General features: G+C 72.9%; 19 protein-coding genes and 2 tRNA genes. 17 read left to right on the top strand and 4 right to left on the bottom strand.

What is annotated here, in order from left to right; translation table 11 throughout:
* Nucleotides 1–8 precede the first annotated feature (8 nt).
* From HHX33_RS19295 to HHX33_RS19285, 3 genes are all read left to right on the top strand, one after another.
* Nucleotides 9–82 (top strand) — tRNA-Met (locus tag HHX33_RS19295).
* A 231-nt stretch (nucleotides 83–313) separates the two neighbouring features.
* Nucleotides 314–1240, top strand: coding sequence for an alpha/beta hydrolase (locus HHX33_RS19290; RefSeq protein WP_259402640.1), 927 nt, complete (start codon nucleotides 314–316; stop codon nucleotides 1238–1240).
* 109 nt (nucleotides 1241–1349) lie between these two features.
* Nucleotides 1350–1859, top strand: coding sequence for a GNAT family N-acetyltransferase (locus tag HHX33_RS19285; RefSeq protein ID WP_310741442.1), 510 nt, complete (start codon nucleotides 1350–1352; stop codon nucleotides 1857–1859).
* Nucleotides 1860–2022: 163 nt separating this feature from the next.
* On the opposite strand, the gene HHX33_RS19280 is transcribed toward HHX33_RS19285, so the two are convergent.
* Entirely contained in the window at nucleotides 2023–2286 is a 264-nt protein-coding gene (locus HHX33_RS19280) for a hypothetical protein (protein ID WP_182875827.1), read from the bottom strand.
* Nucleotides 2287–2398: 112 nt separating this feature from the next.
* Here HHX33_RS19280 and HHX33_RS19275 point away from each other — a divergent pair.
* The 13 genes from HHX33_RS19275 (at nucleotide 2399) to HHX33_RS19215 (ending at nucleotide 18716) form a co-directional block, all read left to right on the top strand.
* Nucleotides 2399–2475 (top strand) — tRNA-Met (locus tag HHX33_RS19275).
* A gap of 105 nt (nucleotides 2476–2580) precedes the next feature.
* Nucleotides 2581–4110, top strand: a complete 1530-nt coding sequence (locus HHX33_RS19270) for a PucR family transcriptional regulator (protein ID WP_182875826.1) — start codon at nucleotides 2581–2583, stop codon at nucleotides 4108–4110.
* 112 nt (nucleotides 4111–4222) lie between these two features.
* A complete protein-coding gene (locus HHX33_RS19265) occupies nucleotides 4223–5482 on the top strand; it encodes an NAD(P)/FAD-dependent oxidoreductase (protein ID WP_182875825.1) in 1260 nt (419 codons plus the stop codon).
* Nucleotides 5483–5582: 100 nt separating this feature from the next.
* Entirely contained in the window at nucleotides 5583–6650 is a 1068-nt protein-coding gene (locus HHX33_RS19260; RefSeq protein ID WP_182875824.1) for a DUF917 domain-containing protein, read from the top strand.
* The gene (locus tag HHX33_RS19255; RefSeq protein WP_182875823.1) at nucleotides 6647–8200 is read left to right on the top strand and encodes a hydantoinase/oxoprolinase N-terminal domain-containing protein; all 1554 of its coding nucleotides are present in this window, start codon (nucleotides 6647–6649) and stop codon (nucleotides 8198–8200) included. The genes HHX33_RS19260 and HHX33_RS19255 overlap by 4 nt, the downstream gene beginning before the upstream one ends.
* A gap of 16 nt (nucleotides 8201–8216) precedes the next feature.
* A complete protein-coding gene (locus tag HHX33_RS19250; RefSeq protein ID WP_182875822.1) occupies nucleotides 8217–9851 on the top strand; it encodes an ABC transporter substrate-binding protein in 1635 nt (544 codons plus the stop codon).
* Nucleotides 9852–9853: 2 nt separating this feature from the next.
* Nucleotides 9854–10870, top strand: a complete 1017-nt coding sequence (locus HHX33_RS19245; protein WP_182875821.1) for an ABC transporter permease — start codon at nucleotides 9854–9856, stop codon at nucleotides 10868–10870.
* On the top strand, nucleotides 10867–11724 hold the full coding sequence (locus HHX33_RS19240; RefSeq protein ID WP_182875820.1) for an ABC transporter permease: 858 nt from the start codon (nucleotides 10867–10869) through the stop codon (nucleotides 11722–11724). Before HHX33_RS19245 ends, HHX33_RS19240 begins: the two co-directional genes overlap by 4 nt.
* Nucleotides 11721–12497, top strand: a complete 777-nt coding sequence (locus HHX33_RS19235; RefSeq protein WP_182875819.1) for an ABC transporter ATP-binding protein — start codon at nucleotides 11721–11723, stop codon at nucleotides 12495–12497. The genes HHX33_RS19240 and HHX33_RS19235 overlap by 4 nt, the downstream gene beginning before the upstream one ends.
* Complete coding sequence (locus HHX33_RS19230) at nucleotides 12494–13480, top strand: ABC transporter ATP-binding protein (RefSeq protein WP_182875818.1); 987 nt, start codon at nucleotides 12494–12496, stop codon at nucleotides 13478–13480. The genes HHX33_RS19235 and HHX33_RS19230 overlap by 4 nt, the downstream gene beginning before the upstream one ends.
* Nucleotides 13464–14903: a helix-turn-helix domain-containing protein gene (locus HHX33_RS19225; RefSeq protein WP_182875817.1), complete on the top strand. Its 1440-nt coding sequence runs from the start codon at nucleotides 13464–13466 to the stop codon at nucleotides 14901–14903. Before HHX33_RS19230 ends, HHX33_RS19225 begins: the two co-directional genes overlap by 17 nt.
* 43 nt (nucleotides 14904–14946) lie before the next feature.
* Entirely contained in the window at nucleotides 14947–16965 is a 2019-nt protein-coding gene (locus HHX33_RS19220) for a hydantoinase/oxoprolinase family protein (protein ID WP_182875816.1), read from the top strand.
* On the top strand, nucleotides 16962–18716 hold the full coding sequence (locus HHX33_RS19215; protein ID WP_182875815.1) for a hydantoinase B/oxoprolinase family protein: 1755 nt from the start codon (nucleotides 16962–16964) through the stop codon (nucleotides 18714–18716). The genes HHX33_RS19220 and HHX33_RS19215 overlap by 4 nt, the downstream gene beginning before the upstream one ends.
* Here the strand turns inward: HHX33_RS19215 and HHX33_RS19210 are convergent.
* The gene (locus tag HHX33_RS19210; RefSeq protein ID WP_310738361.1) at nucleotides 18682–19053 is read right to left on the bottom strand and encodes a DUF742 domain-containing protein; all 372 of its coding nucleotides are present in this window, start codon (nucleotides 19051–19053) and stop codon (nucleotides 18682–18684) included. The two genes, HHX33_RS19215 and HHX33_RS19210, sit on opposite strands and share 35 nt — an antisense overlap.
* Entirely contained in the window at nucleotides 19050–21056 is a 2007-nt protein-coding gene (locus tag HHX33_RS19205) for a nitrate- and nitrite sensing domain-containing protein (RefSeq protein WP_182875814.1), read from the bottom strand. Before HHX33_RS19205 ends, HHX33_RS19210 begins: the two co-directional genes overlap by 4 nt.
* 174 nt (nucleotides 21057–21230) lie before the next feature.
* On the opposite strand from HHX33_RS19205, the gene HHX33_RS19200 reads away from it, so the two are divergent.
* Nucleotides 21231–22826 (top strand): ABC transporter substrate-binding protein, encoded by a 1596-nt coding sequence (locus HHX33_RS19200; RefSeq protein WP_182875813.1) that lies wholly within the window; start codon nucleotides 21231–21233, stop codon nucleotides 22824–22826.
* 32 nt (nucleotides 22827–22858) lie between these two features.
* Here the strand turns inward: HHX33_RS19200 and HHX33_RS19195 are convergent, their stop codons facing one another.
* Nucleotides 22859–23251, bottom strand: a complete 393-nt coding sequence (locus HHX33_RS19195; protein ID WP_220501976.1) for a hypothetical protein — start codon at nucleotides 23249–23251, stop codon at nucleotides 22859–22861.
* Nucleotides 23252–24193 lie beyond the last annotated feature (942 nt).

The following is a 24193-nucleotide window of genomic DNA, read 5'->3' as shown; positions in this document are numbered from 1 at the left end:
AGAGCCGACGCGGGGTGGAGCAGCTCGGTAGCTCGCTGGGCTCATAACCCAGAGGTCGCAGGTTCAAATCCTGTCCCCGCTACTCAAGTCGAAGGCCCGGTGCCCGGAAACGGACACCGGGCCTTCGCGTTGTGCGGAGTCCGCGAGGTTGATCGTCGCCCCGGACGCCTTCGATGGCCATATGTCCCAATTATCCACATTTGTGTGCGTCAGTTAGCGTATGCGGCGTACTGGACACTGAGTCGGATGACGCATGCCCTGGGCGGCCTGTCCTCCTGCTGTGGCCGTCGATCGTGAGAACGAGGAGTATCCCTTGAGCAGTCCCGTCCTGGAACCCGCGGCGCAGGCGTTCGTGGAGGCCACCGCGAATCCGCCCTATCTCTTCGACCTCGGGCCGGTGGACGGCCGCAAGACGGTGGACGAGGTGCAGAGCCCGGAGATCGAGGTGCCCGGGACCGAGAAGGAGAGCCTGGGTGCGGTGACGGTCTTCCGGCCCACCGGGGTCGCCGGGCCGCTTCCGGTCGTGCTCTACATCCACGGCGCGGGCTGGGTGTTCGGCAACGACCACACGCACGACCGTCTCGCCCGTGAACTGGCGCTCGGCGTCGGCGCCGCCGTGGTGTTCGTCAACTACAGCCTCTCGCCCGAGGCGCGCTATCCCGTCGCCACCGACGAGAACTACGCCGCCCTGCGCTGGGTGGCCGAGCACGGCGCCGAGCACGGGCTCGACCCGGCCCGCATCGCCGTCGCCGGCGACTCGGTCGGCGGCAACATGACCGCGTCGCTCACCCTGACGGCGAAGGAACGCGGCGACGTGCGACTGGCCGGTCAGGTGTTGTTCTACCCGGTCACCGACGCGAGCTTCGACACGGGCTCCTACCACCAGTTCGCCGAGGGCTACTTCCTCCGGCGGGACGCGATGCAGTGGTTCTGGGACCAGTACACGACCAGCGAGGAGCAGCGGGCCGAGATCACCGCGTCTCCGCTGCGGGCCACCGCCGAGCAGCTCGCCGGTCTGCCGCCCGCCCTCGTCATCACGGCCGAGGCGGATGTGCTGCGCGACGAGGGCGAGGCCTACGCGGCGAAGCTGCGCGAGGCGGGCGTGCCCGTCACCGCGGTCCGTTATCTCGGCGTCATCCACGACTTCGTCATGCTGAACGCCCTGCGCGACACCCACGCCGCCGGGGCGGCCATCGCCCAGGCCGTCGCGTTCCTGCGCGGCGTGCTCGCGCAGCCCTGATCGCCTCGGTCGCGGCTCCGCGCCGCTGAAGCCGAAGGCCCGGTGCCCCGGGAACGGGCACGGGGCCTTCGCGTTGCCAGGAGCACGCGGGGTTCTCTAGCGTCGTGGTGTGAGTGGAGTGTTGACGGTCACCGAGGCCGCGCCCGAGGACGGGGACGTGGTCGGCGAGATCCACGCGGAGTCGTGGCAGGCGGTCTACGTGGGGTTCTTCTCCCCGGAGTTCGCCGCGGAGGCGATCAGGCATCGGCGTGGCAAATGGCGTGACGTGCTTCTCCAGAAGAGGGACACCGTCCTGCTCGGCGCGCTGGACGGCCGGCCGCTCGCCTTCACCTACTTCGGCTCCTCGCCGGCACGGCCGGAAGCCGCGGAGATCTTCGGCTGCTACGCCCATCCGGACGGCTGGGGAACCGGTGTCGCCAACGCGCTGATGGCCGCGACCCTGCGCAGGATCGGCGAACAGGGCTTCGGCCGGGCCCACCTCTGGACGCTCCGGGACACCCCGCAGGCGCGCCGTTTCTACCGGAAGAGCGGCTTCACCGAATCGGGCGCGGTCCGCGACCACGACTTCGGCGACGGCAACCCCATCGAGCAGGTCGAGTACGAGTTGTCTCTCCCCTGACCCCGGCCTCTCCCCCGTCCGGCACCCCGGAAGCGTGACTCATGGGCTGTCGGCCGGTCGCCGTGGGCGAGTGGTGGGGATCCGCAGCACGAACCGCGCGCCTGGCCGCTGTCTTCGCCGGAGACCCTGGTCAGGCAGGCCCTGATGGGGCACCGCCGGCGCATCACGGACCGGCTTCGGTCGCGAGGTCGGATGTTCCCGGACCACTCGATCGCGGGCCCGCCGTCGCCAGGATCTCGTTGACCGCCGCCCCGGACAGGTCCAGCTTGGACAGGAAGGCGATGGCGGGGCAGGTCTCGACCAGCTTCGCGAGGTCCTGCTCGTGGCGGGCCGAGATCAAGATGATGTGCGGCCGGCCTCCGGCGTCTGTGCCGTCGATCTCTCGGGCGGCGTCGAGTCCGCTCGCCTGCCCGAGGTCGACGTCCACCAGCACGACGTCCGGCCGCGACTCGGCACACCCGGACTCGCGGACGAGCCGGCCTTCCTCTGGCCCGATTTGCCGCCTGGCCCCGGTGACGGGTATGGTTGAGACACAACGACGCGGGGTGGAGCAGTTCGGTAGCTCGCTGGGCTCATAACCCAGAGGTCGCAGGTTCAAATCCTGTCCCCGCTACCAAGAGTCAAGGGCCTGGTCTTCCGAATCGGAGATCGGGCCTTTGGTCATTTTCGGGCCCAATCCACCACGAACGTTCGAAAACCTTCCACCACGGTGGAGTTGCACATGATCAGGTTGGATCGCTTGGTCAACGTGCTGGGCGGGTACGGCGTACGGCTGTGCGGGCGGCCCGAGACGCGTTCGGCACAGTTGCGAAGTGTGGCGATACCGGACGCGACCGACAGCCGGGTCACCGGTGACGTGCTCGTGGCCGTGGGAGCCGGGTCGGTGACCGAGGCGGTGCGGTGGGCGGTCGCGGCGCAGGCGAAGGCGGTCCTGGTGCGCGCCGGAGCCGAAAGCGAGCGCGAGGCCGCCGCGACCGGCGACGCCCAGGGCGTGGCCGTGATGCGGGCCGACCCCGCGGTGCCCTGGAGCCACCTGGTGGGCCTGGTCTACGGCCTGGTGCTGGAAGGGCGGGAGACCGAGTCGGGGCGGGGGCCCACGGACCTGTTCGCGCTGGCCGACAGCCTGGCGGACGTCGTCGGCGGCGCGGTGACCATCGAGGATCGGCTCTCGCGGGTGCTCGCGTACTCCCGCTCCCAGCAGGCGGGCGACCCGGCCCGGCTGGAGACGATCCTGGTGCGGCAGGTTCCGGACCGGCTGCGGGCCCTCTTCCGGTCACGGGGGGTGTTCGCTCGTCTGTCGTCGACGGACGAGCCGATCTTCGTCGAGCCGGACCCGGACCACGGCCTGACCGGACGGATGGTGGTGGCGGTGCGGGCCGGGCGCGAACTGCTCGGCTCGGTGTGGGTGACCTGCGCCGGCCCGCTGACCGGGGCGGCGCACACCGCGCTGGCGAACGGCGCGCGCACGGTGGCGTTGCACCTGCTCCGCTCCCGGGCGAGCGCCGACCTGGAGCGGAAGGTGGAGTCCGACCTGGTCATCCGGCTGCTTGAGGGCACCGCCGACGCTGAGACGGTGGTCAGCCAGCTGGGGCTGGCCCCGCGGGAGATGCGCGTCATCGCGGTCCGCGCGCACACGGCCGAGGACCGGCACGCCATGCTTCTGCTGGCCTTCGACCGGGCCACCGCGGGTTTCGGCTGGTCCAGGCCCGGGCGGAGCGCCCTGCTGGGCGACACGCTCCATACGATCCTGCCGGGCACGCGGGCGTCGGCGGCGCGGGAGTGGGTGGACGCGCTGCGGGCCGCGCTGCCGTCGCGAGTGCGGATGACGGCCGGGATCGGCGGCGTGGCCCAGGCGGCGGAGCTGCCGGCCAGCCGGCAGGAGGCGGAGGAGTGCCTGGCGCTGCATGAGAGAGGCGCACCCCAGGCCGAGCCACCCGCGTACGACGAGTCCTGGGACGACATCCTGCTGCAGCGGTTGCGGGCCGCGGCGCGCGCGGGCCGGACCCCGGCACGCGGGCCGGTGAGTGTGCTGCGACGGCACGACGCCCTCCACGACACCCACTACGTGCCGACGTTGCGGGCATGGCTGGAGGCCCAGGGCGATCTCGCTGTCGCCGCCGAACGGCTCGGCGTACATACCAACACGGTCCGCAACAGGCTGCGCAGGATGAGTGAGGTGACTCTGCTGAACCTGGACGACCCGCGCAAGCGCCTCGCCATGGTCATCACTCTGGCCGCCGAGGACGAATAAGGGTTGTCTGGAACCCACAAGACGGACGTTGCGATTGTGCGGCTGCCACAACGGTTCGCGGCGCCGTACGGGCCACGCTGGGGGAAGTGATCGCCTGGTATGGAGGTGGGGTATGTCCGGCGCCGAGCGCGTCAACGAGTGGCCGCGGTCGGTGATCGTGGTCGGCGCGGGGATCGTGGGTCTGTCGACCGCGTGGTTCCTGCAGGAACGCGGTGTGGAGGTCACCGTGGTCGACCGCCGGGGCGTCGCGGCCGGCGCGTCCTGGGGCAACGCGGGATGGATCGCGCCGGGCCTGGCCATCCCCCTAAACGAGCCCTCGGTCCTGCGCTACGGCCTGCGTTCGCTGCTGAATCCGGCCGCGCCGCTGCGCATCCCGGCGACCGTCGATCCGGGACTGTGGGCGTTCCTGACCCGCTTCGCCGCCAACTGCCGGTGGTCGTCCTGGACCCGGGCGGTGCGCGCCAACCTGCCGCTCAACGACGAGTGCATCGAGGCGTACGGCGTGCTCGCGGCCAACGGCGTGGCCGCCCCCGTCGAGGACGCGCCGATCACCGCGGGGTTCCGCACGCCGCGCCAAGCCGAGGGCCTGCTCCATGAGCTGCGCAGGATGGCCGAGGCCGGGCAGCCGGTCGACCACACGCCGCTGGACGCCCGGCAGCTGGTTGAGACCGTGCCGCTCGCCTCGGAGGCCCTGACCGCGGGCGTGCGGATCGACGGGCAGCGCTACATCGACCCCGGCCGCTTCGTCCACGCGCTGGGCGAGGCCGTCACGGCCCGGGGCGCCACGGTCGAGATGCACGAGGTCGCCGACGTGCGCAGCGACGGCAGGAAGGTCGTCGTGGTGGCCCGTGACGGCGCCGTCCTGTCCGCCGACGCGGTGGTGCTGGCCACCGGCGCCTGGCTGTCCAGGCTGGCGGGCCGCTGGGGCGTACGCGTCCCCGTGCGGGCCGGCCGCGGCTACTCCTTCACCGTCCCTGTGGACCACCCCGTCCCCGGCCCGATCTACCTGCCGGACGTACGGGTGGCGTGCACGCCCTACCAGGGCGGCCTGCGGGTGGCGGGGACCATGGAGTTCCGCGACCCCGACGCCCCGGCCGTCGAGGCCCGGCTGCGGGCGATCACCGCCTCCGCCCGCCCGCTGCTGCGGGGGGTGCGCTGGGAGGAGCACACGGACGTCTGGGTCGGTCCCCGGCCGGTCACGCCCGACGGGCGCCCGCTGGTCGGCGCGACGGACGCCCCGGGGATCTACGTGGCCGGCGGGCACGGCATGTGGGGCCTGGCCCAGGGCCCGGCAACCGGCCGGCTCCTCGCCGAGCAGATCACCACGGGCAAGCAGCCGGCCGCTCTGCGGGAGTTCGACCCGCTGCGCTGATAGCCGTTTTTCCGGGTTTGTCGTGGGGCGACAACATTCTGGTGATAGATGTCGCACTGTGACATTGAGGCGGCACCCCCCGGTAGTGAAGGCTCCCCGCATGCAGGCCCGCATCACCTTGGAGGACGTCGCCGCCCTGGCCCGGGGTTGCGCCGTGCTCGGCACCGGCGGCGGCGGTGACGTGCGCCCCGGCGCCATCGCCGCCCGGCGCGCGATCCGCGAGCACGGCGAGGTGCCGCTCGTGTCCCTGGACGAACTGCCCGATGACGCCCTCGTGCTGCCGCTGTCGGGCATCGGCGCGCCGACGGTCAGCCACGAGATGATCCACGGCGAGGACGAACCGGTACGGATCGCCGAGGAGGTCGAGCGGATCTTCGGCCGGCCGCCGGCCGCCGTGATGTCCTCGGAGATCGGCGGCGGCAACGGGGTCGCGCCGGTCGCCTGGGCGGCGCGGCTCGGCCTGCCGCTGCTCGACGCCGACGCCATGGGCCGGGCGTTCCCCGAGGTCCAGATGGTCTCGATGTACGTGGCGGGCATCCCGGCCGACCTCGTGGTCATGGCCGACGTCGCCGGCAACGTCGTGACGATCCGGCCGGTCGACGGACTGTGGTCGGAGCGGATCGCGCGGGCCGTCTGCGTGGCGGCGGGGTCGAGCGCGCTGATGGCCGACTACGTGCTGACCGCCCGCGAGTGCGCGGGAGCGGTGATCGAGGGGACGGTGAGCCGGGCGATCGCGGTGGGCCGGGCGACCGAGGGCGCCGCCGACCCGCTCGCCGCCCTCACCGCCGAGCTGGGCGCTGTACGGCTGCTCACCGGCAAGCTGGCCGATCTCGACCGCCGGACCACCGGCGGTTTCGCCCGCGGCACGGCGACGGTCGAGGGCACCGGCGACGACCGGGGCAGGACGTTGACCCTGGAGATCCAGAACGAGAACCTCGTCGCCCTGGAGGACGGCCGGGTCCGGGCCATGGTGCCCGACCTGATCACGGTGGTCGACACCCAGACGGCGACGGCGGTCCAGACCGAGGCGCTGCGGTACGGCCAGCGGGTCACCGTGCTCGCCTGGCCCTGCGATCCCCTGTGGCGTACGCCCAAGGGCCTGGACACGGCGGGCCCGCGCGCCTTCGGCTACGACCTCGACTATCTGCCGGTGGAGAAGATCGCATGAGCGCGAGCCTGCGTGTCGGGATCGACGTGGGCGGCACCAACACCGACGCGGTGGTGCTGGACGACGACGACCGGGTGCTGGCCACGGCCAAGCGTCCCACCAGCCCCGACGTCACCGAGGGCCTGCGCGCGGCGCTCGACGCGGTCCTCGCCGGGCTGCCCGACCCGCGCCTGGTCACCCGGGTGATGCTCGGCACCACCCACGCGACCAACGCGATCCTGGAGCGGCGGGCGCTCGGCCGGGTCGCCGTGCTGCGTCTCGGCGCTCCCGCGACCACGTCCGTGCCGCCGCTCAGCGAGTGGCCGGACGACCTGCGCGACACCGTGGCGGCCGGGACGGCGATCGTCCGGGGCGGCTACTTCGTCGACGGGAGCGAGATCGCGCCCCTGGACGAGGACGCGGTGCGGAGGTTCGTGGCCGGCACGCCCGCCGACGCGGTCGCCGTCACCGGCGTGTTCAGCCCGGCGAGCGCCGACCAGGAGAACCGGGTCGCCGAGATCATCCGGGCCGAGATCGGCGACGTGCCGGTGAGCCTCAGCCACGAGATCGGCTCGCTCGGCCTGCTGGAGCGCGAGAACGCGACGGTGCTCAACGCCGCGTTGTACGGCGTGGCGCGCGACGTCACCGCCGCGCTGCGCGAGGCCCTGGAGGCGAGGGGCCTGGAGGTCGAGACGTACTTCGCGCAGAACGACGGCACGCTGATGGCGGTCGGCTACGCCGCGCGCTACCCGGTGCTCACCATCGGCTCGGGCCCGGCCAACTCGCTGCGCGGCGCGGCGTACCTGTCGGGCGTCGCCGACGCGATCGTCGCCGACGTCGGCGGCACCTCGACCGACCTCGGCGTGCTCGTGGGCGGCTTCCCCCGGGAGTCGGCCGCGGCGGTCGAGATCGGCGGCGTCGCGACGAACTTCCGGATGCCCGACATCCTGTCGATCGCGCTCGGCGGCGGCACGATCGTCGGTGAGGAGCCGCGCTCGGTGGGCTACCGCATCGGCGCCGAGGCCCTCGTCTTCGGCGGCTCCACGCCGACCATGACCGACGCGGCCGTGGCGGCCGGGCGGGGCGTGGTCGGCACCCACCCCGTCCCCGGGGAGTGGCGCGACAGGCTGGAGCGAGCCGTACGCGCCGCCGACGAGGCCGTCGCGGACGCGGTGGACCGGGTGGCGCTGGGCCGTTCGCGTTCGGGCCGGGCCGACCGGCCGCTCGTGGCGGTCGGCGGCGGCGCGTTCCTGCTGGCCGAGCGGGTGCCGGGGGCGCGCGAGGTGATCCGGCCGGAACACGCGGAGGTCGCCAACGCCGTGGGGGCGGCCATCGCGCTCGCCAGCGGGCGGATCGAGACGATCGTCCCCGCTGCGGGGGGCGGGAGCGCCAGGGCTAGATTGATCGACAACGCCAAGGAGGAGGCGGCCGCGAGGGCCGTCGCCGCCGGGGCCGACCCCGAGTCTGTCCAGATCGTCGAGCTCAGCGAGATCCCCCTCAGCTACCTGCCTGAGCCCGCGGTGCGCCTGCACGTCAAGGCCGCCGGCCCTCTCGCCCGGCTGGCCGGATAGGAAAGGAACCCCCTTCATGCGCTGGCACAAGCGTCTTCTCGCGGCGGGAGCCGTGGCCGCAGTGACCCTCTCCGCCGCGGCCTGCGCCGGCGGGCAGGTCCGCGGCGCCGCCGACTCCACCGAGCCCGCCCCCTCGGCGGCGGGCGGGGCCGGGAACGCGGCCGACAGCACGTTCACGTACGTCCCCAACCTCGACGTCGTCACCGACTGGGACCCCGCGAGCTCGTATTCCAACGAGATCATCGCGATGCAGAACATCTACGAGTCGCTGACCCGGTACAACCCGCAGACGAAGAAGGCCGAGCCGCGCCTGGCCTCGTCGTGGACCTCCTCGCCCGACGGCAAGAAGTGGACCTTCACCCTCCGGCAGGGCGCGACGTTCCACACCGGCAAGCCGGTGGACGCCGCCGCCGCGAAGGCGTCGATCGAGCGCACCATCAAGGAGGGCCAGGGCGCGGCCTACATCTGGAGCGCGGTCAAGAAGATCGAGGCCAAGGACGCCACGACGCTGGAGTTCACGCTCAAGTACCCCACCCCGCTCGACCTGGTCGCCTCGGCCGGTTACGCGGCGTACGTCTACGACACCACGGCGGCCTCCGGCGACCTGAAGAAGTGGTTCGGAGAGGGCCACGACGCGGGCTCCGGGCCGTACACGGTCGAGAGCTGGCAGAAGGGCAAGGAGACCGAGCTCACGCTCAAGGCCTTCGACGGCTACTGGGGCGGCTGGGACGGCCCCCACTACAAGAAGCTCGCCTTCCGCGTCACGCCCGAGCTGACCACCGCCTGGCAGCTCCTGCGGGGCGGCGAGGTGACGTTCGTCCAGCGGCTCAACGCGCAGCTGTTCGGCGAGGCCGCGAACACCGGCACCGTGCAGACCTCGCAGACGCCGTCCTTCCAGAACCTGCTCGTGCTGTTCAACACGGCCGACGGCCCGCTCAAGGACGTGAAGCTGCGCCAGGCCCTGCAGAAGGCGATCGACTACGACGGCCTCGTGGCGGCGCTGAAGGGCGCGGGCGTGGCCGCCAGCGGCCTGGTGCCGGAGGGCCTGCTCGGCCACACCCAGGGCATGACCCCCAAGCAGGACCTCGCGGGCGCCGAGGCGCTGCTCAAGGAGGCCGGCTACGGCCCCGGCGGCAAGCGGCTGGAGCTGTCGCTGACCTACGCCCAGGGCGACAGCGACCAGGAGCTGCTGGTCACGCTGCTCAGCTCGGCGCTCGACAAGCTGAACGTCAAGCTGTCGGCCAAGCCGCTGCAGTGGACCACCCAGTGGGACCAGGGCAAGGCGAAGGACCCCGCCAAGCGGCAGGACGTCTTCGTCATGTACTGGTTCCCCGACTACGCCGACGCCTACTCGTGGTTCGTCAACGTCTTCCACGGTGAGGACGCGGTGCAGTTCAACCTCTCCTACCTGAAGGACGCGGCGGTCGACAAGGAGATCGACGGGCTGCCCGCGCTCACCGCGACCGACCAGCCCGCCGCGGAGAAGGCGTACTCCGGCCTCCAGGAGAAGATCATCAACGAGAAGGCCGCGGTGGCCGTGCCGTACGTGCAGACCTACCAGCGGGCGTTCGCCAAGTCGGTCCAGGGCTACACGGACAACCCGGCCTATCCGAACGTGGTGTTCGCCTACGACCTGAAGCCCGGCGCCTGACCATGCCGGGGTACCTGATCCGCCGGCTCGGCCAGGCCCTCCTGGTCGTGGCCGGCGTGATCGTCCTCACGTTCGCCGTCATGCGCCTGGTCCCCGGCGACCCGGCGGTGGCGTACGCGGGACCCAAGGCGACGGCGGCCGAGCTCGCCGACGCCCGGCGGCGGTTCGGGCTGGACGACCCGCTGCCGGTGCAGCTGTGGAACTACGTGCGCGACCTGCTGGGCGGCGACTGGGGGACCAGCCTGCACACCCGGCGGCCGGTGCGCGACGACCTCTTCCAGGCGTTCCCCGCCTCCCTGGAACTCGTCGGCGCCGCGCTGGTCGTCGCGCTGGCCGCGGGCATCCCGCTGGGGATCGCCGCCGCCCGCCACAAGGGCCGCCTGCCCGACCTGTCCGTACGGCTGTCGTCGATGCTGGCCGTCTCGGTGCCGGTGTTCTGGCTGGCGCTGGCCCTGCAGACGGTCTTCGCCAGCGGCCTCGGCTGGTTTCCCGTCGCGGGGGAGTACGACGCGTCGCTCGACCGGACCAGCCCGCTGCACCTCTACACGAACGTCACCGCCGTGGACGCGCTGATCACCGGCAACTGGCCGATCCTGACGAGCACGCTGTCGCATCTGGTGCTGCCCGCCCTCGTGATCGCGGCGTACCCGGCGGGGGTGGTCGCGCAGATGACCAGGGCCGCGCTCATCGAGGAGTCGTCGCGCGAGCACGCCCGGCTGGAGCGCGCCCTCGGCTTCGGGGAGACCGCCGTGCTCACCCGCTTCTCCCTGCGCCCGGCGCTGAACCCGGTGCTGGCGCTGATCGCGCTCGTCTTCGCGTACTCGATCGTGAACGGCTTCCTCGTGGAGGCCGTCTTCAACTGGCCGGGCCTCGGGCGGTACGCCGCCGACTCGATCCGCTCGCTCGACACGCCCGCCATCGCCGGGGTGACGCTGCTGGTCGCCGTGCTGTACGTCGTCGCCAACCTCGCCGTGGACCTCCTCCAGGGCGTGGTGGACCCGAGGGTGAGGGCGCGATGACCACCCCCGCCCTGCCCGTCTACCGCCGTACGCCGCTGCGGCGCCTGGCCGGGGTGGACCGGCTGGCGGTGGCGGGCGGCGTGCTGCTCGGGATCGTCGTGCTCGCGGCGCTGCTCGCGCCGTGGATCGCCCCCTACCCGGAGGATGGCGGCTCGGCCACGCATCCCCTGGAGTCCCTGCTGCCGCCGGGCGGCGCCCACTGGTTCGGCACCGACCAGGTCGGCCGCGACGTGTTCAGCCGGGTCCTGTTCGGCGCCCGCACCTCGCTGTTCATCGCCGTCGCGGTGCTCGCCGTCAGCGGCGTGGCCGGGGTCCTCCTCGGAGTGGTCGCGGGGTACGCCGGCGGCTGGGCCCGCGACGTGATCATGCGGGTGACCGACGTCTTCCTCGCCTTCCCCGCCCTGCTGCTGTCGCTGGCGCTCGCCGTGGTGCTCCAGCCGAGCGTGACCACCGTGATCGTGGCGATCGCGATCACCTGGTGGCCCTGGTACGCCCGGCTCACGGCGTCGGTCGCCGCGTCGGTGGCCACCCGGGGGTTCGTCGACTCCGCCCGCTGCCTCGGCGTGCCCGCGCCGCTCATCGTGCTGCGGCACGTGCTGCCCAACTCGCTCACGCCCGTGCTGGTGCAACTGTCGCTGGACGGCGGCGGGGTCATCCTCACCGCCGCCGCGCTGTCGTATCTGGGCCTGGGGGCCCACGAGCCGACCCCCGAGTGGGGCCTGATGGTCCAGCAGGGCCAGTCGCTCTTCACCACCGACTGGTGGGTGGTGACCTTCCCCGGCCTCGCCATCCTGGTCACCGCGTTCGCGTTCAACGTGCTCGGCGAGGGGCTGAGGGCGAGGCTGGCCCGATGAACCTGATCAGCGTCAGGGATCTCGTCGTCCGGATCGGCGACCGGGTCATCGCGTCGGTCCCCGAGCTCGACGTCGCCGCCGGGGAGTGCGTGGCGATCGTCGGCGAGAGCGGGTCGGGCAAGACGACGACCCTGCTCAGCACGCTCGGCCTCGTCCACGGCGCCGACATCGCGGGGAGGATCCGCGTCGGCGAGGTCGACGTGCTCACGGCGAGCCCGGCGCGGCTGCGGGAGATCCGCGGTTCGCGGGCCGCCCTGGTCGTGCAGAGCCCGCAGGCCGCGCTCAACCCCACCATGCGCCTCGGCACGCTGATGCGCCGCGCGCTCGCCCGGCACGGGGTGAAGGGCGCGCGGGCGCGGGAACGGGCCGAGGAGGCCGTCCGCGCGGTGCTGCTCGACCCCGAGATCCTGCGCCGCCACCCTCACCAGGTGTCCGGCGGCCAGGCGCAGCGCTTCGTCATCGCGCTGGCCCTCGCGCTCGGCGCGCAGGTCCTGCTGGCCGACGAGCCGACCAGCGCGCTGGACGTCACCGTGCAGGCGGAGGTGGTCGCGGTGCTGCGGCGGCTGCGCGACGAGCGCGGCCTCGCCGTGCTGCTGGTCTCCCACGACCTCGCGCTGGTCTCCACGATCGCCGACCGGGTCGTGGTGATGCGCGACGGCGCGGTGGTGGAGAGCGGGCCCGCCGCCGAGGTGTTCGCCCGGCCGCGTGATCCCTACACCCGCGAGCTGATCGCCGCCGTCCCCCGGCTGCCCGAGCCTGAGGAGGGGTCGTGACGTTGCTCGCCGCCGAGGGGGTCACCCTCGCGTACGGCACGACGGCGGTGGTCCACGACGTGAGCCTCACCGTGGACGAGGGCGGGGTGGGCCTGATCGGGGAGAGCGGCTCGGGCAAGACCACGCTCGCCCGCGCGCTGCTCGGTCTCCTGCGCCCGCGCTCCGGCGTCGTCCGGTACGGCTCCCGCGACCTGGCCGGGCTCGGCCGCGCGGGCCGGGCGGAGTTCCGCCGGGCCGTGCAGCCGGTCTTCCAGGACGGCAGCGAGGCGCTCGACCCACGCATGACCGCGGGGGCGTCGATCGCCGAGGCGCTGACCACCCATCACCGCGTGCCCAGGGACGAGCGGCGGGACCGGGTGGCCGCGCTCCTCGCCGGCGTGGGGCTCGATCCCGCGCTGGCCGTCCGCAGGCCGCACGAGATGTCCGGCGGCCAGCGGCAGCGGGTGGCCATCGCCCGCGCCCTCGCCGTGGAGCCCCGGTTGCTGGTGCTCGACGAGCCGACGAGCGCGCTCGACGTCACCGTGCAGGCCCGGATCCTCGAACTGCTGGAGGGCCTCGCCGCGGACCGCGGGCTGGGTTATCTGCTCATCACCCACAACCTCGGCGTCGTGGGGCGGCTGTGCCGCACGTCGTCGGTGCTCTTCGCCGGGCGGGTGGTCGAGTCGGGCCCGACCGCGGACCTCCTCACCCGGCCGGCCCACCCGTACACCCGGGCGCTGCGTGACGCGGTGCCGCGCCTCGGCGGCGAGCCGCCGCGTACGGCCGGGCGGACGGAGGCGGCGCCGGCCCCCACCGGCTGCCCGTTCCGGCTGCGCTGCCCCTGGGCGGCGGACCGCTGCCGGGACGAGGCGCCGGAGCTTCGCGAGCTGGCAGGACGTAAGGTGGCGTGTCACCGCGCGGAGGAGGTGCTGACCACCCCGGCCTCCTCGGTCGCGCGCGTCCCCCGCGACGGAGGAGAGGCACCCGATGCGCCGCGTCAGTGACCTGCTGAGGACCCCCGCGGGCCGGAGGCTGACGCTCGTCGCCGGGCCCTGGGACGCCCGGGAGGTCGACAGCGTCGTCCTCGTCGACGAGATGCGCGAACTCGCCGCGGCGGCCCCCGGGGCCCTTGCGATCCTGTCCCGCCACGCCATGCGGTCGTGCGACGTGGCCGGCGCGTTGCGCCTGGCCGGAGGCCGCGGGCTGGCCGGGATCGTGCTGCCCGGCCCCTCGGGCACCTCCCCGGAGATGGTGGAGGTGGCCCGGCGGGAGAGGGTCGCCCTGCTCGCCGGGGCCTCCGACCACTCCCTGTCGGACACCGTGCTCGGCCTCAGCGCCGCCGTGCGAGCCGACCCCGGGCTGCTGCTGCGCCGTACGCGGGAGGCGATCGACGGGCTCGGCGCCATGGAGGGCGCGGGCGAGGACGACATCCTGCGCGCGGCCTCCGCCTCGGTCGGGGTCGCCTACCAGGCGTCCGGCCTGGCCGCGCCGGGGGCGAACGCCACCGTGATCCGGATCGGCGGACGGCCGGACGGCTACGTGTGCTGGGACGGCGAGGATCCCGCGGCGGCGATCGTCGCCCAGGTCGTCGCCACCACGCTCGGCCGGGTGCGGGCCGCCGCCCGCGAGACGGAGGCGGCCCGCGAGCGCGCGCTGCTGGCCCTGCTCGGAGCCAGGGACGGCGGAGCCGCCGCCCGCCGCGCCCGGCACGCCGGCGTGCCCGTCGAGGGCTGGCACGTGGCGGTGTTCCTGCGCGACCCCGCCGCCGGGGTGGCCGATGCCGTGCTCCGCGAAGTGCGCAGGACGGCCGGCGCGACCCTGCCCGGCCTGCTGGGCCTCGGCGAGGCCACCGACCTGGCCGCGCCGCCGCTGGTCACCCGCTGGCAGGACGGCGTGCTCGTGGTCCTCACCACCGACGAGCGGACGACCGCCCGCGCGCCCGCGGAAGGGCCGCCGGGCCTGGGCACGGACCTGGGCGCGGGAGTGGGGACCTGTCAGGCGGGGCCCGACGGGCTGCGCCGTACGGCGTCGCAGGCCCGCGCCGCCGCCGCCCGCGCGGAGGCGGGGCAGGCCGTGGCGTTCGACCGGCTGGGGGTGCACGCGCTCCTCGCGGAGCTGGGCGGCAGCGAGAGCGCCCTGATGGCCGCCCGCGACCTGCTCGCCCCGCTGGAGCGTCTCGGCGCCCTCAGCGCCCACGCGGTGCCCACGCTCAAGGCGTACCTGGACTGCTGGGGCTCCCGGACCAGGGCGGCGGAGCTGCTCAGCCTGCACCCCAACGCGGTGGCCCACCGGATCAGGCGCATCGCCGAGACCCTCGACGCCGACCTGTCCGATCCGCAGACCCGGTTCGCGCTCCAGCTCGCCTGCCACGTGGTGCTCGACCACGACTGTCTCCCGGGGACAACAACTCCGATCACGTCGTCGTGAGGGCACATCGACGCGCCGTGCGCCTCGTCCTACCGTGCCGGGCATGACCACCGTGATCGGAGTGGACGTCGGCGGCACCTTCACCGACCTCGTCCTGCACGACGCCGCGACCGGCGAGATAAGGGTCGCCAAGCGGCCCACGACGCCGACGGCGCCGGAGCGCGGGGTGCTCGCCGCGGTCGACGCGGCGGTGCCGCCGGACCTGCTCGCCCGCTGCCGCCACTTCGTGCACGGCACCACCGTCGGCCTGAACGCGCTGCTCGAACGGCGCGGCGCGACCGTCGGCCTGATCACCACGGCCGGGTTCCGCGACGTGCTGGAGATCCGCCGCGGTGACCGCGACGACCCCTACGACCTGTTCTGGACCCCGCCGCCGCCGCTCGTGCCCCGCCGGCTGCGCCTGGAGGTGACCGAACGGGTGGCCGCCGACGGCTCGGTCGTACGGGATCTGGAGCCGGAGGACGTGCGCCGGGCCGCGGAGGTGTTCGCCGCCGAGGGCGTGGACGCCGTCGCGATCGTGCTGGTGAACTCCTACGCGAACGCCGCGCACGAGACGAGGGCCGCCGAGCTGCTCGCGCGGGCCGGGTTCGCGGGGCCGGTCTCGCTGTCGCACGAGGTCTCGGGGGAGTACCGGGAGTACGAGCGCACCTGCACCACGGTCGTGGACGCGTTCGTCCGGCACCGGATGGGCCCCTACCTGCACGACCTCGACCGTGAGCTGCGGACCAGGGGCTTCGCCGGCGACCTGCTCGTCACCCGCTCCGGCGGCGGGGCGCTGACGCTGGCCGAGGCCGCGGCCCGGCCGTTCGAGACGATCCTGTCCGGCCCGGTGGCCGGGGCCGCCGCGACCGCCCGCCTCGCCGCCTCCCTCGGCCCCTCCCTCGGCATCGGCACGGCCGTGGCCGCCGACGTGGGCGGCACCAGCTTCGACACCGCGCTCGTCGAGGACGGGCGGCTGCCGCTGCTCTACCAGGGGGAGGTCGTCGGCCTGCCGCTGCAGAGCCCCTGGGTGGACGTGCGGTCGGTGGGCGCGGGCGGCGGGTCCGTGGCGTACGCCGACGCGGGCGGCCTGCTGCGGGTCGGCCCGCGCAGCGCGGGCGCCGACCCCGGGCCCGCCTGTTACGGGCGCGGCGGGACCGAGCCGACGGTCACCGACGCGGCCCTGCACCTCGGCATGATCCCGCGCGGGCACATCTCGGGCGGCATCGAGCTGTCCGAGGACGCGGCCGCCCGCGCGCTCGCGCCGCTGGCGGGCCCGACCGGCATCGACGGCGTGGACGCCGTCGCGGTGGGCGTGATCAGGATCGCCGCCGCGCACATGGCCCAGGCCGTGCGCGGCGTGACCGTGGAGCGGGGCGTGGACCCGCGCGGTGCGGCCGTCGTCGCCTTCGGCGGCGCCGGGCCGGTGTTCGGCTGCCTGCTCGCCGACGAACTCGACGTGGACGTCGTCGTCGTGCCGCCCAACGCGGGCAACTTCTCCGCCGTCGGCCTGGTGCAGGCCGACGTCGTCCGCTCGGCCGCCCGCACACTGGTGCGTCCCCTGGACGACGCGGCGCTGCCGGTGATCGAACGGCTGGCGGAGACGCTCTTCGAACGGCTCGCGCAGCCGGAGGCCGTTCGGGAGGTCGACCTCGACCTGCGCCACCGGGGACAGGAGCACACGCTGACGATCCCGGTGCGGCCGGCGGAGGACGACGTGGCGGCCGTGTCCGCCCGGTTCTCCGAGGCCTACCACCGGGCCTTCGGCCACACACTGCCCGACCCGCTGGAGGTCGTCACCGTACGGGCGACCAGCCGGGTCGTGCTCGACGACGCCCGCCCCCTGGTGCCGGCCCCGCCGTCGGGCGAGGGCGTGGCCGGGCGGGGGACGACACGGCTGTGGTCGTTCCGCCGGGAGTCCTTCGCCGAGGCTCCGGTCGTCCGCCGGGAGGACCTGCGCGGCGTGACCGAGGGCCCCCTGCTGGTGGTGGAGCCGACCGCGACCACCTACGTGGACGCCGGCTTCGCCGTGGAGACGCACGAGAGCGGCAGCCTCGTCATCACAAGGAAGGACCGGCGATGACAGTCGTCCGCACCCGCTACGCGGAGGTCCACCCCGGGCTGGGCGACGGCGCCGACCCGGTCACCACGGAGATCATCCGGCAGGGCCTCAACGCGGCGGCCGACCAGATGAAGCAGTCGCTGATCCGCACCGCGTTCTCGCCGATCATCTACGAGGCGCTGGACTTCGCGGTCGCCTTCTACGACGCGGACATGTGCATGCTGGCGCAGGCCCCGACGCTGCCCGCGTTCATGGGCACGCTCGGCTTCTGCGTCCGGGAGGCCGTCGAGGGCGTCGGCGGGTCCGCCGCCCTCAGCCCCGGCGACGTCATCCTCTACAACGACCCGTACGGCACGGGCTCGCATCCCCAGGACGCGGCGATGGTGGTGCCGATCTTCCACGAGGACGTGCTGGCCGGCTACTCCGTGATCAAGGCCCACTGGCTCGACATCGGCGGCAAGGACCCCTACTGCACCGACACGATCGACGTCCACCAGGAGGGCACGATCTTCCCCGGGGTCAAGCTGTACGACGCGGGGCGCCTCGTCAGTGACGTCTACCGGATGATCCTCGCCAACAGCCGGATGCCCGAGATGGTCATCGGGGACATCAACGCGATGGTCGCCGGGGCGCGGACCGGGGCCGAGGCCCTCGGCGCGCTCGTGCGGCGGCACGGCCTCGGCACCTTCCGCCGGTGCGTGGCCCGGATGTACGCGCACGGCGAGGCGCTGGTGCGCGGCTGGTTCGAGCGCCTCCCGGACGGCGTCTACCAGGCGTCAAGCGTCATCGACTCCGACGGCGTCACCGGCAGGCCGATCCCGTTCGGTGTCGAGGTCGTCGTGGACGGCTCGTCGGTGACGGTCGACCTGACCGGCTGCCCCGACCAGGTGGGCGGGCCGGTCAACTGCCCGCTGCCCTCGACGGTGGCGGCGGTGCGGATCGCGGTGTCCTTCCTCGCGGGGGCGGGCGAGCAGCCCAACGAGGGCCACTTCCGCCCGCTGGAGCTGCTCACCCGGCCCGGCTCGCTGTTCCACCCTCTGCGGCCCGCGCCCTGCTTCATGTACGGCATCCCGTCCGACCACGCCATCGAACTGATCATCAGGGCGCTCGCCGGGGCCGTGCCGGGATCGGTGCCCGCCGCGAGCGGCGGGGACATCAACGCCCTGGTGTGGTGGGGCAACCGCGAGGCCACCGGCGAGCCCTGGGCGGACGGCGCGCCGCACCCGGTGGGCCAGGGCGCCTCACGCTCGGCCGACGGCGCGAGCGCGCTGATGTACATCTCCGAGTCGGCCACCCGCTTCACCCCGGCCGAGGTCTGGGAGGCGCGCAACCCCTGGCGGATCGAACGGCTCGCGCTGGCCGAGGACTCCGGCGGCCCGGGCCGCCACCGCGGCGGGCTCGGGCTCGACCTGTCCTTCCGGGTGCTGGAGGACCAGTACCTCACCGCGGGCCTGGCCAGGACCGCGCTCGCGCCCTGGGGCCTGGAGGGCGGCCTGCCGGGCCGGCCGAACCGGCTGACCGTGGAGTATCCCGACGGGCGGGCCGAGGAGTTCTCGCTGAAGACGCGGATCTTCCTGCCCAGGGGCACGGTCGTGCACCTGCGCACCGGCTCGGGCGGCGGGTACGGCCCGCCGGAGGAGCGCGACCCGGAGGCCGTGCGCGCGGACCTGCGGGAGGGCTACATCACCCCCGGGCACGCCCGGCGCCACTACCCCCACGCGGTCGGAGAGCCGGGGATCACAGGGCCTGCAGCCCGCCGATCACCTCGGTGAGGAGCTTCTCGGTCGGGAAGCGCGCGACGTTGGCGGGCGGGCGCACCTCCACGAGCCCCTGCTCGTGGAGGTCGCCCACGAGCACTCGTACGACGCCGAGCGGCAGGTCGATGGCCACGGCGATGTCCGCCAGCGACGCCGCACGCGCGCACAGGCTGAGGATCATCCACTGCTCGGGACCGAGGCTGACCGGCGTCGGCCCGCCGATCGCGGTCACGATCGCGATGATGTCGATGTCCTTGTTGGACGGCCGGACGCGCCCGCGAGTCAGGGCGTAGGCCGGGACGACGGGTCCCGCGTCCTCGTCCAGCCACTGGTCCTGCATGCGGTCGCTCACCTCGGGTCCTCCTGGCCGGCGTGCTTGTCGTTCTTGGGCCCCCGGTTGAACGAGGCGAGAATGATGTCCTCCGGGGTGACCTCCTCCGTCTGCAGGCGGGTGAGGTCGTCGTCCTTCGGATAGACCATGAGCGCGGATGGGATCAGCACGATGGCGGTCGTTCCTCCGTATGGCGAGGGCCGAAGGGTCACACGGATATCCCGCCGGGCGGCCAGCCGCGCGACGACGAACAGCCCCATGCGGTCGGTGTCCGCGATGTCGAACTCCGGGGCGTTCGCCAGGCGCCCGTTCAGCTCCGCGAGGCGTTCCTTGGTCAGCCCGAGCCCGCGGTCCTCGATCTCCACGGCGAAGCCGGTGCCCACGATCTCGCCGCGTACCGCGACCGGCGTGTGCGGCGGGGAGTAGACCGTGGCGTTCTCGATCAGCTCGGCGATCAGGTGGATGACGTCGGCCACCGCGGACCCGTCGAGCCCGTGATCCTCCATCGGCAGCACGTTCACCCGGGCGTAGTCCTCCACCTCGGCCGCGGCGCCGCGCACGACGTCGTACATCGGGACGGGCTTGCGCCAGGCGCGGCCCGGGGCCGAGCCGGACAGGATGATCAGGCCCTCCGCGTGGCGGCGCATGCGGGTCGTCAGGTGGTCGAGCCGGAAGAGCTCCTCCAGCATGTCCGGTTCGGTCGCGTGCCGCTGCATGCCGTGGAGCTGGGTCCGCTGCCGGTGCAGCAGCGTCTGGCTGCGCCGGGCGAGGTTGAGGAAGACCTGGCTGACCCCGCGCTGCAGGCGCGCCTGGCCGATGGCGGCCTCCACCGCGGCCTCCTGCACGGTCGAGAAGGCCCGCCCCACGTCCTGGATCTCGGCGGTCCCGCCCATGGTCCGGATCGGCGGCGCCTCCGACGCCACGTCGACGTCGTCGCCGCTCCTGAGCTTGGCCAGCACCTGGGGCAGCCGCTGGTTGGCGAGGTCGAGCGCGGCCTGCCGCAGCCCGGCCAGCTCGCGGGCGAGACGGCCGCCGACGCGCATCGAGATGAGGATCGAGGCGACGACCGCGAGGAGGCCGAAGCCGCCGGCCAGCACGGCCCGCCGCAGGATCGAGTCGGCGATCGGCGCGGCGCGCCGGGCCAGCAGCGACGCCGCCTCGGTCTGCGCCTTCTGGAACGACTCGGCGAGGTCGTCGGAGGTCGACTGCCAGACCCGCTGCGTACGCGGCGAGATCCGCGGCGCGCTGATGATCTGCTCCTCCTGGAGCCGCAACCGCTGGTAGAGGGGCGTGGTGATCAGGTTCACGTGGAGCTGCCGCAGGCTGGTGTCCAGCTCGGGCAACGCCTGGTCGATGAGGAACCGCCGGTTGCCCACGAGCTGGGTGAACAGCTTGCGCTCCTCGTCGGTGAGCCCGCCCGACGCGGCCGCGGCCAGCGCCTGCTCCCGGGTCAGCAGCTCCTTGGCGTACCCCAGCGAGATCACGACCCGCGACTGCTGGTAGATCGGGATGTCGTTGATCAGGGCGAGGCTGTAGTGCATCCGGTAGATCGCGTCGCTGACGAGGTTGTAGGTCTCGATGGCGTGCAGCCGCTCCGACAGCCCCTCGTCCACCTCGGCGCGGATCTCGTCCACCCGGGCCAGCCCCTGCAGCATCTCGTCCACCTGCGCGCGCATGGCGGTGGTGGTGGCCGAGCGGGACTCCCGGGAGAGCGCCAGGGTGCGCACCCGCTCCCTGGCGGCGTTGGTGCGCTGGCGCTGGAGGCCCAGCGCGGTGCGGTCGCTCTCGCTGCGCGAACCGAGGGAGCGGGCCGTCGCCAGCCGCTCCGCCTGCAGTTCGACGATCAGGGAGTCGGCGGGCTGCCGCAGGGTGGACCACAGCGTGTTGTACGTGCGCAGGCTCAGGCTCTCCTCGATGGTCACACCGGCGGTGACCGCCCACAGTGTGACCAGAGAGAACAGGGGGACGAGCAGCAGGCCGATGATCCGGGACCTGATCGGCCGGTCACGCCCGCGCGCACTCATGGCACCTCGCCACGTGAGGTACAAGCCTCACATTAAACACTTTTGCGACAGAGATAGAGGTTAGCAGTGAGATCGCCAGCACGCCGCCCTCGTGATCAATTGCCGGAAATATCACGTCCAATCGTGATCTTGCAGTAGGTTCGATCATGATAGACACGGAAAGGACCCGCCCGCATGCGCCGTTTCCTCGTCCTGGGAGTGATGGCGGTGCTGGCCCTCACGGGGTGCGGCGGGGGTGAGCCCGCCGCGATCTCAGCCGCGGGGCTGCCCTCGGCGAAGGACTCGACCTTCGTCTACCTGCACCATCTCGACATCGTCACCGACTGGGACCCCGCCAGCTCCTACTCCAACGAGATCGTCGCGATGCAGAACATCTACGACTCGCTGACGATGTACAACCCCCGGACGAGACGGGCCGGCCCGCGCCTGGCCGTGGCCTGGACGTCGTCGGCCGACGGCAAGACCTGGACCTTCACGTTGCGCGACGGCGTGGTCTTCCACACCGGCCGGCCGGTGGACGCGGCGGCGGTCAAGGCGTCCGTCGAGCGCACCAAACGGCTGGGCGCCGGAGCGGCCTACATCTGGGACTCCGTCCAGCAGATCGTCGTGCGGGACCCGCTCACCGTGGAGTTCCGGCTCAAGTACGCCGCCCCGCTCGACATCATCGCCTCCTCCGGCTACGCCGCGTTCGTCTACGACACCCACGCGGCGGGCTCGGGCGACCTCGGGAAGTGGTTCCAGGCCGGCCGCGACGCGGGCTCGGGGCCGTACACCGTGGCGAGCTGGAAGAAGGGCAGGGAGAGGGAGCTGGTCCTGCGGGCCTTCGACGGCTACTGGGGCGGCTGGGACGGTCCGCACTACCGGAACGTCGAGTTCCGCGTCACCCCCGACCCCGCCAGGGCGTACCGGATGCTGTTGCGGGGCGAGGCGAGCTATGTGCAGCGGCTGAACACCGAGCTGTTCCTGCGGGCCAAGGCGACCGCGGGCGTGCGGACGATCCAGGTGCCGTCGTTCCAGAACATGCTCGTGCTGTTCAACACCGCCTCCGGCCCGCTGGCCGACGTACGGCTGCGTAAGGCGGTGCAGAAGGCGATCGACTACGACGGCCTGATCACCCGGATGAGGGGAGCGGCCGCCCCCGCCTCCGGCCTGGTGCCCGAGGGCCTGCTCGGTCACGTGCCCGGGCGGCAGGCCCGGCAGGATCTGGCCGGCGCCGCCGAGCTGCTCGCCCAGGCGGGGTACGGCCCCGGCAGCGCGCCGCTGCGCCTCACCCTGACCTACGCCGAGGGCGACGACGACGAGGCCCTGCTCGTACGCCTGCTCACCCAGGCGCTCAAGCCGCTGAACGTCCAGGTCCAGGCCAAGGCGATGCAGTGGAACGACCAGTGGAGCCGGGGCAAGGCCACCGATCCCGCCAAACGCCAGGACATCTTCGTCATGTACTGGTACCCCGATTACGCCGACGCCTACTCGTGGTTCCTGAACGTCTTCCACAGCGCGGAGCCGGTGTCCTTCAACCTCACCTACCTGAAGGACAAGAACCTCGACGAGCGGATCGACACCCTGCCGTCACTCGTGACGAGCGACCGCGTGGCGGCGGAGAAGGCGTACGCAGACCTCCAGAAGAGGCTCGTCGAGCAGGAGGCGGTGGTCGCCGTGCCGTGGGTGTCCACCTATCAGCGGGCCTACCTGGGCAACGTCCAGGGCTACACCGACAACCCGGCCTACTCCAACGTCGTCTTCGTGCACGACCTCATCCCAGGAGGGTGAGCGGCGGCGCGCAGGGATGAACGGCGGGTGACTCAGCTCCGGAGGCGGCGGCTGACGCCTCCGCAGTGGGGGCCGCGGGGCGCGCGGGGCCGCGGGGGAGCCGGCTCGTCGAGGTGGGTGAGCATGGCCTGCGCGCCCGCGGCGTCCGCCAGGATCCGCGGCGCCTGCTCCCCGTCGGGAAGCTGCCCGTGCCTGGCCAGCTCGTGCTCCAGGAAGGTCAGCGGCGCCTGGTCTCCGACGACGTCGGCGGCGACGGTGGCGCGAGCGGCGGTGAGCAGCCCGAGATAGTGCGAACGCAGGATCGCCTCGCGCGTGCGGAGCTGCTCCAGATCGTCGAGCAGGGCGTGCGCGAGCTCGAGCAGGTCGCCCGCGCGGGCCGGCTCGGCCGCGATGTGGGCACGGATGTCGTCGAACTCCGACCGCATGATGATGGCCACCTCCAGCGGCGGAAGTCCGGGCGGCCGGGTTGGCGCCGAACGGAGACTTCCGCGTCTTGTACGTACCGCGGGGCGATTGCGGGCGGCTTGACGTTTGGTTGACCGGGTAGGCGACGTCCCCGCGGGACCGTCACCGGACGAGGAGCGACGGGTGCGTCCGGAGCGTTGTCCCGCACGTCGCACCTCCCCGATCCTCCGCGCCACACCGGCGTGATCGCCGCAGCGCTAAGTAGATGCCTGAGGACCGGATCTGGTTGTCCGCGCGCGCCCCCGCGTTTCGAGAGATCCGGTACGGGCCGGATCTCGTGCCCGTCAACCCACCCCTCGACCTGCGGGAATAGGTCCGGCCCCGGGAGCGTTCTTCTCGGGCTGGGTCATGGTGCTGCCGGAGCCTGGTAATCTTCTGGTGTCGGCGCGGTCCGGCGCACTCCTCTTCGATCACCTTGGTGGTTGTGTTGTGTGTGCGCGGCCGGTTGGCCGGCGTCTCCTGTGGCTTCTGGGTCTTCGCACCGGTGGTTTTGCGCCGGGGTGAGGGTTCGGGTAAGTTAGAGGGGTTGCCCCGGAAACGGGGCGGTCGAATTCCTGTCGGTTGGCGGGTTTCGGGTCAAGTCGGTTCTGAACAGGGCGGATTTGACACGGAATGGCTGATCGGGAAGGATTAAGACCACAAGCGAAACGAAACGCCCCGGAGCGTGGGACCTGGTTGACGGGTTTCGGGTGATGGTGGTCGCGTCCGTTTCTTGAGAACTCAACAGTGTGCTAAAAGCCAGTGCATGAATCATGCATGACCCCGTCACCGTTGATTGGTGGCGGATTCCTTTGACGGTGCCTTTCCTTAGCCGGGGGGTGCCGGCCAGGGGTGACACTTTTCAGACATTGTTTGGAGAGTTTGATCCTGGCTCAGGACGAACGCTGGCGGCGTGCTTAACA

It is taken from the genome of Microbispora sp. H10670 (assembly GCF_014161385.1).
Classification (GTDB): domain Bacteria; phylum Actinomycetota; class Actinomycetes; order Streptosporangiales; family Streptosporangiaceae; genus Microbispora; species Microbispora triticiradicis.
The sequence above is the reverse complement of the archived record's forward strand: the minus strand, read 5'-3'. Positions and strand labels throughout refer to the sequence as shown.